At 69.6% G+C, this 8,969-nt stretch carries 7 protein-coding genes; 3 read left to right on the forward strand and 4 right to left on the reverse strand.

Translation table 11 applies throughout. From position 1 onward, the window contains the following. Positions 1–14: 14 nt before the first annotated feature. Together AC2VOR_RS15600 and AC2VOR_RS15605 are read left to right on the forward strand one after the other, a co-directional pair. The gene (locus AC2VOR_RS15600; RefSeq protein WP_486964079.1) at positions 15–686 is read left to right on the forward strand and encodes a hypothetical protein; all 672 of its coding nucleotides are present in this window, start codon (positions 15–17) and stop codon (positions 684–686) included. 177 nt (positions 687–863) lie between these two features. Beyond that, positions 864–1,709 (forward strand): cation transporting ATPase C-terminal domain-containing protein, encoded by an 846-nt coding sequence (locus tag AC2VOR_RS15605; protein ID WP_486964080.1) that lies wholly within the window; start codon positions 864–866, stop codon positions 1,707–1,709. On the opposite strand, the gene AC2VOR_RS15610 is transcribed toward AC2VOR_RS15605, so the two are convergent. Further along, positions 1,676–2,890, reverse strand: a complete 1,215-nt coding sequence (locus AC2VOR_RS15610; RefSeq protein ID WP_486964081.1) for a cytochrome P450 — start codon at positions 2,888–2,890, stop codon at positions 1,676–1,678. The two genes, AC2VOR_RS15605 and AC2VOR_RS15610, sit on opposite strands and share 34 nt — an antisense overlap. A 94-nt stretch (positions 2,891–2,984) precedes the next feature. Between AC2VOR_RS15610 and AC2VOR_RS15615 the strand changes: the two genes are divergently transcribed. After that, positions 2,985–3,614, forward strand: coding sequence for a TetR/AcrR family transcriptional regulator (locus tag AC2VOR_RS15615; RefSeq protein WP_369738758.1), 630 nt, complete (start codon positions 2,985–2,987; stop codon positions 3,612–3,614). On the opposite strand, the gene AC2VOR_RS15620 is transcribed toward AC2VOR_RS15615, so the two are convergent. The 3 genes from AC2VOR_RS15620 to AC2VOR_RS15630 all read right to left on the reverse strand — a co-directional run. Further along, positions 3,611–5,359 carry an AMP-binding protein gene (locus tag AC2VOR_RS15620; protein ID WP_369738759.1) on the reverse strand — a complete coding sequence of 583 codons (1,749 nt, stop codon included), beginning with the start codon at positions 5,357–5,359 and terminating at the stop codon, positions 3,611–3,613. The two genes, AC2VOR_RS15615 and AC2VOR_RS15620, sit on opposite strands and share 4 nt — an antisense overlap. 57 nt (positions 5,360–5,416) lie before the next feature. Next, the gene (locus AC2VOR_RS15625) at positions 5,417–8,077 is read right to left on the reverse strand and encodes a sugar epimerase family protein (RefSeq protein ID WP_369738760.1); all 2,661 of its coding nucleotides are present in this window, start codon (positions 8,075–8,077) and stop codon (positions 5,417–5,419) included. A gap of 12 nt (positions 8,078–8,089) precedes the next feature. Beyond that, positions 8,090–8,969, reverse strand: an 880-nt coding sequence (locus AC2VOR_RS15630; protein WP_486964082.1) for an acyl carrier protein, incomplete at its 5' end; no start/stop codon positions are given.

Below are 8,969 nucleotides of genomic sequence, written 5' to 3' on the forward strand. Positions count from 1 at the left end.
GTTAGCCTGGCCCAATGCGGATCGCCGCGCTGGTCGCGCTGACGTTGCTGGTCGCCGGATGCTCACACGGCGACCCCGGTCAGCCCCCGCCTACCGGCCAGGCGCCTGAGACCTCCCCGACGACGAGCACCACCGCCTCTGGGCGGCCCGCCCCGCCGGCCGCGCACGCCGCGATCTCGGAGGTGATCGCCTGGATCGAGGCGGGTCACCCCGCCGACCCCGCCGGCTTCCACACCGTGACGCGCGACGGCGTTGTAACCCCACTGGGCGACGACGTCGCCTTCACCGCACAGGCCGGCAAAGTCGCGTGCATGACCGACGCCAAACACACCGGGCCCGCGCCCGTTTGCCTGGTCGAGTTGACGAATCCCCCGCCCGCGCCAGCGACCGCCTACGGCGAATGGAAAGGCGGGTGGGTCTTCTTCGACGGGACGAACCTGCAGGTGGGCGCGGCCCGCGGCGACCCCGGTCCCTTCGTCGACGGTGACGGGCCCGTGCTGGCCGACGGTGATTCGCTGTCTTTCGGCGACTACCGCTGCCGGGCCGACCGGTCCGGCCTGTTCTGCGTGAACTACGCCCACCGCTCGGCGGTGCGGTTCGGCACGGCCGGCATCGAGCCGTTCGGCTGCCTGCAGCCCGTGCCGCCGCCCGACGGCGTCGGCCTGGCGTTCGCCTGCCCGCCATGATGGGCGAACACGTCGAGAATCGGTCGTGACCTTGGCCTCTGTCCGGCGGCGCCGGCCCGCCGCGGCCGAATCGCGGGTTCGGCCGCCGAAGCCGAGCGCGACCTGACGCTGCTGGGGCTGCTCGCGCTGGAAGACCCGCCGCGCCAGGCGCTGCCGCGCCGCGGCCACGTGGTTGCCATGACCGGCGTCGGGGTCAACGACGCGCCGGCCCTGCGCGAAGCGGCAATCGGGGTGGCCATGGGCCGGTCGGGCACCGACGTGGCCCGCGAAGCCGCCGACCTGGTGCGGCTCGACGACAACATCAGCACCATCGTCGCCGCCGTCGAACAGGGCCGGGCCACGTTCGCCAACCTGCGCCGCTTCCTCACCTATCACCTCGACAACGTGGCCGAGCTCGCCCCGTTCGTGGTCTGGGCGCTCAGCGCCGGGACGTTCCCCCTCTCGATCGGGGTGCTGCAGGTGTTGGCGCTCGACATCGGCACTGACGTCCTGACCGCCCTGGCCCTGGGGGCGGAGTCGGCCGCCGCGCACGTGCTCGAACGGCCCCGGCGCACGGACACCTGCTGGATCGGCGACTGTTCGCGCGCGTTCGGGGTGCTGGGCCCGGCCGAGGCCGCCGTAAAGCGCGGCGCCTTCCTGGCCGCGTTCCTCGCCCTCGGCTGGCGGCCGGGTGCGCCCTTCCCGCACGGTCCGGCGCTTCTCGCAGCCTCTGGGGCCGCGTTCACCGCCGTGGTGTTCGGGCAGGTGGCCAACGCCTTCGCCTGCCGCAGCACGACGCGCCCCGCCTGGACCGTGGCGCGGCGGACCACCCGCCTGCTGCTGGTCGCCGTCGGCGCCGAACTCGCCATGCTGGCGGCCTTTTTGTATCTGCCACCTGCTCGGCCAAACCGGCCCGACGTGGGCCGGCTGGCTGACCGCCCTGCTCGCCGTACCCGCCGCCGACACGATCCACAAGCGGCTCCGCGGACGTGGCGCGGTGACAGCACGCGTCACCAGCTGACCGGAAGCTCCTTCATGCCGTAGATGTCGGCCTCTTTGAAGCTCAGCTCCTCCGGCGGTACGGCCAGTTTCAGCCCGGGCAGCCGCCGCGCCAGCGTGGCGAACGCGACCTGCATCTCGACCCGCGCGAGGTTCTGGCCGATGCACTGGTGCGTACCGTAGCCGAAACCCAAGTGCCCCCGGTAATTCCGGCCAGGATCGAAGGTCTCCGGGTGGTCGGTGAACTCGGGATCCCAGTTGCCCGCGGGCAGGTTCATGACGAGGAAGTCCCCGGCACGAACCACTTGGCCGCCGAGGGTCAGGTTCTCGGTCGCCACGCGATCGACCTGGCTGTGCACGATGCTGAGGTAGCGCATCAGTTCCTCGACGACGTTCGCTGCCGCCGACGAGTCACCGGTCTCGCCGAGCCGGCGGAACACGTCGGGATTGTCCAGCAGCGCAACGGTTCCCAGCGAGATCATGTTCGCGCTGGTCTCGTGGCCGGCCAGCATCATCACCACACCGGTCATGGCCGCGGTCTCGCGGGTGAGCTGGCCGGTCATGACGTACCCGGTGACCAGGCGGCTGATCAAGTCGTCACCGGGGTCGTGGACCCGGCGCTCCACCAGCTCGTGGATGTAGACGTACATGGCCCCGAACGACTCGGCCCGCTGCTCGTCGGTTGCGCTCGTCTGCAGCCCCACCGTCGAGTGGTGCTGGAACAGCCCCAGGTCCTCAGCTGGCACACCCAGCAGCATCGCGATGACCAGCGAGGGCACCGGCAGCGCGAAGTCACGCACCAGGTCCGCGGGCGGCCCGCCGGCGATCATCCTGTCGAGGTGCTGGTCGACCAGATCCTGGATCTGCGGGCGCATGGCCTCGCAGCGCCGGAAGGTGAAATCGCGAGTCATCATGCGCCGCAACCGATGATGCTCGGGATCGTCGACCCGCGCGAACATCACCGGGATGGTGCTGTCAGGTCCCGCCGGCTTCAGGGCGGCCGGGATGGTGTCGGCGGACAAGCGCGGATCCAGCAGCGCCGCCCTGATGTCGCGGTAGCGACTCACCGCCCACGCCGGCCGCCCGTGATACATGACCCGCCGCAGCCCCGGCTCGTCGCGCCAGTCCACGAACTCGGCCGGGGCGGCAAGGGGACAGTGTTCGGCGCGCGGGAGGGGGATGGCCGGCAAGTCGGTTCCGGGGCAGAAGTCCGAAGTCGTTGTCATCACCGGGCTTTCCCATTAAGTGTCAGATGGCTGCCAATTCGATCGAGCGTAGAACCCGGCCAACCGACCGTCAACTGTCAGTTACCCTGAGACGATGACGGCGGTTGAAGATCGGCCGCTCCGGTCCGACGCGGCGCGCAACGTTGCGCGCATTCTGCGCAGCGCACGCGCGGTGTACAGCGAGTTGGGCCCTGACACTCCCCTCGAGACCGTCGCCCGCCGCGCGGGCGTGGGGGAACGGACCCTCTACCGGAGGTTCCCGACCAAAGCCGCCCTGGTCCGCGCCGCCCTGGATCAGGGCATCGCCGAGGACCTCACGCCGGTGATCGAGGAGGCCCGCCGAGCCGACGACCCACTACAAGGCCTCGCCCAGCTGATCGAGGCGGCGATCTCCCTCGGCGCGCGCGAACACAACCTCCTGACCGCCGCACACCGGACCGGATCGCTGACCCCCGACATCTCGGTCGCGCTCAACGACGCCCTCAACGACCTTGTCCGCCGGGGCCAGCGGTGCGGCCGTGTTCGCGACGATCTGGTGGCCGACGATCTGCCCCGGCTGGTCGCGATGCTCTACAGCGTGCTGTCGACGATGGATTCCGCCGGCGGTGGCTGGCGCCGCTACGTCGCCCTCGTCCTCGACGCGCTATCCCTCGACGAGCGCCGGCCGCTCCCCCCGGCGCCCGCTTTCCGTTATGCGTCCGGGCCGAACAGCTGGCCGCTCTAGTCCGAGTTCACGCGGACGAACTCGTTCCGCCGGTATAGCTCCACGCACGCCGACCGTCTGATCTTGCCGCTGGTGGTGATCGGAATCGAACCGGGTGCCACCATGACCAGATCCACGACCCGCAGGTTGTGTGAGGTCGAGACCGCCGCGACGACCTCGCGCTTGACGCGGGCGAACTCGTGCGTCGCATCCTCGTCGGAATCGCTGCGCTTCTTGACCTCCGCGACGACGACGAGCTGCTCCATGCCGTCATCCGGAACGGCGATCGCCGCCACCCGGCCCCGGGTGATCTCCTGGATCGTCGCCTCGATGTCGTCGGGAGCGTGGTTACGCCCGTAGATGATCAGCAGGTCCTTGATGCGCCCGACGATGAACAGCGCTCCATCGCAGACGAAGCCCAGGTCCCCGGTCCTCAGCCAAGGCCCCTCGGGTGTGCCGGCCGACGGCTCGACCAGCACGGCGCCGAAGGTGCGCACAGTTTCGTCGGGCTTGTTCCAGTAGCCCGCGCTGACGTTGCCCCCGTGCACCCAGATCTCGCCGGTCGTGCCGTCCGGACACTCGGTGTGGGTCTCGGGATCGACGATCCGCACGGTGGGCCCTTGCAGCGCGGGGTAACCGACCAGCGCCGTCCCGGTCCCGCTCGCGCACCGTTGCGCCTGGCCGGCGGCAAGCTTCTCGGGCTCGAAGTCGACGATCTTCGGGGGTTCACCCTCCGTGCTGGTCGCCACGTACAACGTCGCTTCGGCGAGCCCGTAGGTGGGCCGCAACACGGTGTCGCGCAGGTTGAAGCGGGCAAACCGCTGCGTGAAGCGCTGGAGCGTTTCGGGGCGTACCCGTTCGGCGCCACTGATGATGACCGCCACGTTGCCCAGGTCACGCCCGGCCATGTCGTCGTCCGTCGTCTTACGGGTCGCCAGGTCGAAAGCGAAGTTGGGCGCCCCCGTCGATGCGCTGGGATAGGACGACAGCAGCTGCATCCACCGGGCCGGGCGTTCCAGAAAAGCCGCGGGGCTGGTGAGCACCGCACGGCACCCCGCGAGCACCGGTGTGCAAACACCCATGATCAAACCCAGGTCGTGATAGAAGGGCGTCCACGACACAATCGTGTGGTCGGGCGGTTCGATGCCTCCGTTTTGCGAAAAAAAGCCGGCCATCGTCAGCTTGTAATTGACCTGAAGGTTCGCATAGGAAACCATTACGCCCGCCGGCCGGCGGGTCGACCCGGACGTGTATTGCAAATACGCCATGCTTTGGTAGCTGCTTTCCCCGGTATCGAATCGGGCCGGTGCGTCCAGGTCGAGCAAATCGACCTCGATGAGCGAGGGCGCCTTTTCCCCGGGCCGGTTTGTGACATGCCGGGCGACGTCGCCGACGACGGCGGATGTGGTGAGCACGGCGATCGCCGACGCATCGCGCAGCACCGAATCCACCCGCTCATCGGCGACCCCGCCCAGCGGCACCGAAAGCGGAACCGCGATGACCCCGGCCTCCAAAGCACCCAGGAAGGCCACGATGTAGTCGAGCCCCTGGGGCGCCGATATCACGGCACGGTCCCCGGGTGAGGCACAAAGCCTGAGTTCGCGCGCGACGTTTCGCACCCGCCGATACAGCTGCGGCCAGGTCACACTTTCGGCGACGCCGGCCCAGTCCCGCTCGTAGTCGACAAACGTATATGCCACGTCGTCGGGCTGCAGAGCGGCACGTTTACGTAGCAAAACCGGAAAAGGGGTCCCAAGCACGGGCATGAGAGTACCGTGGCCGTCCGCGCTGCACCGGCGGAGCGGTTAAGTCCTTTTCTGTCGCTAAGAGTTGTTCTCCCGAACCGGCGGATCGCCGTCGGGACCCGGTTCGAGCACCTGAATTTCGCCCGTGGCGCCGTCGACCTCGACGAGGGCGCCGGACGGCAACAACCGGGTGGCGCCCTGGACGTCGACCACACACGGGAAGCCGAACTCGCGGGCCACCACCGCCGCGTGCGACATCGGGCCGCCCAACTCGGTGACCACCGCCGCGGCGTAACAGAAGGCCGCCGTGTAACCGACGTCGGTGACCTCGGCGACGAGGATCTCGCCGGGTTGCAGGTCGTCGATCGTCTCGGGTCGCACGACGCGCACGCGGCCGCGTACCCGTCCGCCGCACACGCCGACGCCGCGCAGGGTTCCCCCGCTGCCCAACGCCACCCTCGAGTCGATCGCGGGTTGCCAGCTTCCGCTGAAGACCGCCGGCGGGACGACACCGGCCAGCCTGAGCCGTTCGGCCCGGCGGCGCGCCACCAGCCCCGCCACGTCCGCCGGAAGCGCGTCGAGTTCGTCGACCAACAGGTAGAACACGTCATCGCAGGCTCCGAAAACGCCGGTATCGGTCAGCCGGCGCCCGTATTCCCGCAACAATCCGCGCAGCACCCAGTTGGCGCGCACCATCTTGTCCCGGCGCACCTCACGATCGCGCAGCTGCCGCACAAAAAGCGACGCCACGGGTTTGGCTTGCAACGGGATTCGCGGATGCTGCGGAACCGGCGCCGGCGGCGCACCGATCGCCCGGGTCACCATCCGCACCAGCAATTCCGGATCGTCGGCGTAGCTGGTCGAGAGCATCTCGAGTTCGGCGGGGCCGCGGTGCCCGATCAGATCCAGCTCGGCCAGCACCGCGGCGTGGAATTCCGGAACCTCCACGGCCAGCTTGCCGAGGCGTTCCCCCGGTTCGGCCAGTAGGCGTACCACATCCGGGTTGTGTTGTGCCGCAACCACAAGCCGCTGCACCGCCTCCACCGACCGCGCGCTGACCAACTCCGGACCGGCCGGCGGGGCGGTGTCTCGCCCGCACAGGCCGCGCAACAGCACGTTGTAGGCGGCACACAACATGAACGACCCCGAGGCCAGCACCCAGCTGTGCACGACGTGATCGCGCGCCAACGCGATCAGGCTGAGGAGCCGGGCGTCGTCGAGACGGGTGAGGTCACCACCCGCGAGACGTTCCAATCGGTCGACGTCCGCGACGAAGGCCCGGGTGTCCAGCGTCGAGCCGGCGCTCAGGCCGACTTGGTTGACGGCGAATACCCCAATATTGCGGACGGTGCGCAGTTGTTTGCGTCCCCAACGCGTTTCCGGCGAGGGGCGCTCCGCACCGAAGATCGGCAGGGACGCCATGCTGGGGCCGAAGAACCCGCTCTTGCTGACCACCGTCGCGGGCTTGACGAACGGCACCGTCTCCGCCATGAAATGCGCCGTTGTGATCGCCCCGTAGAGGCGGTGGGCGAACACCGCGACCATGCGCATCGCGATTTCGCGCTGAACGATCCCCCCTGGCCGCAGCCGCTCGGCGACCCCGACGCCGGCGGTGCGCAGACCGCGAACGGTGACCGACGCCGATGACGGCGAAAACGGCCCGGGCAGCGCCTCGGACAGGTTCGTGGCCAGGAAGGTCGGGAAACGAGGGTCGATCAAGGTGTCGAACTCGCCGTTGAGCCCGTCCGGGCCGGCCGGTACGGGCACCACCCCGTCGTCGGCGGGCACGTCGGCGGCGGGCGGGTCGTCGATGGTGGCCAGCCGCCACGGCAGCGAGACCACCCGCCGGCCCACCGTCAAACGGCCGCGCAGTCCCATCGCGAGATCCTCGACGCATTCGTCGGCGTTCCATGCCGGTTCGAATCCCCACTCCTCGCGCAGCCGCGAGGTGTCCATCAGCGCGGCGCGTTGCAGCATTTCCAGCTCGCACAGCGAGGTCAGCCGCCGCCGCAGCGGCGCCACGAGCGGACCGCCCAGCGGGACTATCGGCCGGCCGGCCGCGGCGGCGAGCTGCCGAAACGTCGGGACGCCCGGCGCGGCGAGATTGACCGGGCCGCCGGTGATCCCGGTGTCCAGCAGGGCGCGGGTCAAGACCCGCAGCGCGTCGTCGAGATGGACAACCTGTACCGGCGCATCGGCGGAGCTCTCGGGCAGCAGCGGTAGCGAGAACAGCCGGCGCACCCAGTTGTCGACGCCGCGACCGACGACGAGCGCGCAACGGATCGTGACGGATTCGACGTCGGAGGCCGCCAGCATCTCCTCGACCCAGGCTTGCTGCACGCCGCCGGGGAGGGCCGGCGCCGTCGTGTCGCGCTCTGTGTGCGCGGCTCCGCCCATCCCGTAGACGTGCGCCGACGACGGAAAAACGATGCGCCGAGCACCGGTGTGCGCCATCGCTTCGAGGACGTTGACCGCGCCGCCGAGGTTCACCTGGTCGCTGATGCGCTGCTCGGGTCCGGGGGTTTTCGCCCACGCGCAATGCGCGACGACGTCGGCCCCGTCGACGCACAGTTTGACCGCGACCGCGTCCCGGATGTCGCCCACGATGAACTCGGCGGTGCTGGGCCAGCTTTCGGGCCGATGCCGCGCCAGCCCGACGACGTCGTGCCCCTGGCTGAGCAACCGGGCGGCCAGCCCACGTCCCAGGACCCCGCTCGCCCCCGTGATCGAGACTCTCACCGACTGCCCCGGCTAGTCATCGTTGTCCAGCAATGCGGCGTTGACCAGGTCGTCGAGATCCATGTCCGCGATGCTCTTTGCCGTGGTCGTCGCCGTCGTGGGCCGGCCCCCGACCCCGACTTCACTGCCGTTGGACTCATCGGCCAACGCCAGCAACAGCTCCAGAACCCCCGCCTGGCGCAGACGCTTGACCGGGATCGACGCCACCACCCGCCGGATTTCGTCTTCTCCGGGCGTCGCGGCCGGCGCGGTTTCCCCGGACGTTCCAACGAGTTCGCGGTGCATATAACCGGCCAGCGCGGCGGAGTTGGGGTAGTCGAAGATCAGCGTCGGCGACAGCGCCAGTCCGGTAGCGGTCTTGAGCCGGTTGCGCATCTCGACCGCGGTCAGCGAGTCGAAGCCCAATTCCTGGAACGCCTGGTCGGGATGGATCGCCTCGGGGCTGGCGCTGCCCAGCACGGCAGCGATGCTCGAACGCACCAGGTCCAACAGCACCGCGTGTTGCTCGTCCTCGGGTAGGCCTTCGAGTCGTTGCAGCAGGGCCGATTTCGACTTCGCGGCGGCCAGCGAGTCGTCGACCTGGCGCCGGGTGGGCGCGTTGATCAAGTCGACGAACATCGGCGGCAGAGTGCCCCCGTCGAACTTGGTCCGCAGTGCCGCGAGGTCGATGTGTGCCGGCAACACGAACGGCTCGTCGAGGATGAGCGCGGTGTCGAACAACTCCAACGCTTCTTCCGACGACATGGCCACCACGCCGTCGCGGGCGAAGCGGGCGAAGTCGACGGTCGCCAGTCGCCCGGTCATGGCGCTGGCCTGCTCCCACAGGCCCCAGCCCAGCGAGATCGCCGGCAGGCCACGGGCCCGCCGGTGCGCGGCCAACCCGTCCAGGAAC

The organism is Mycobacterium sp. TH-M103 (assembly GCF_057473785.1).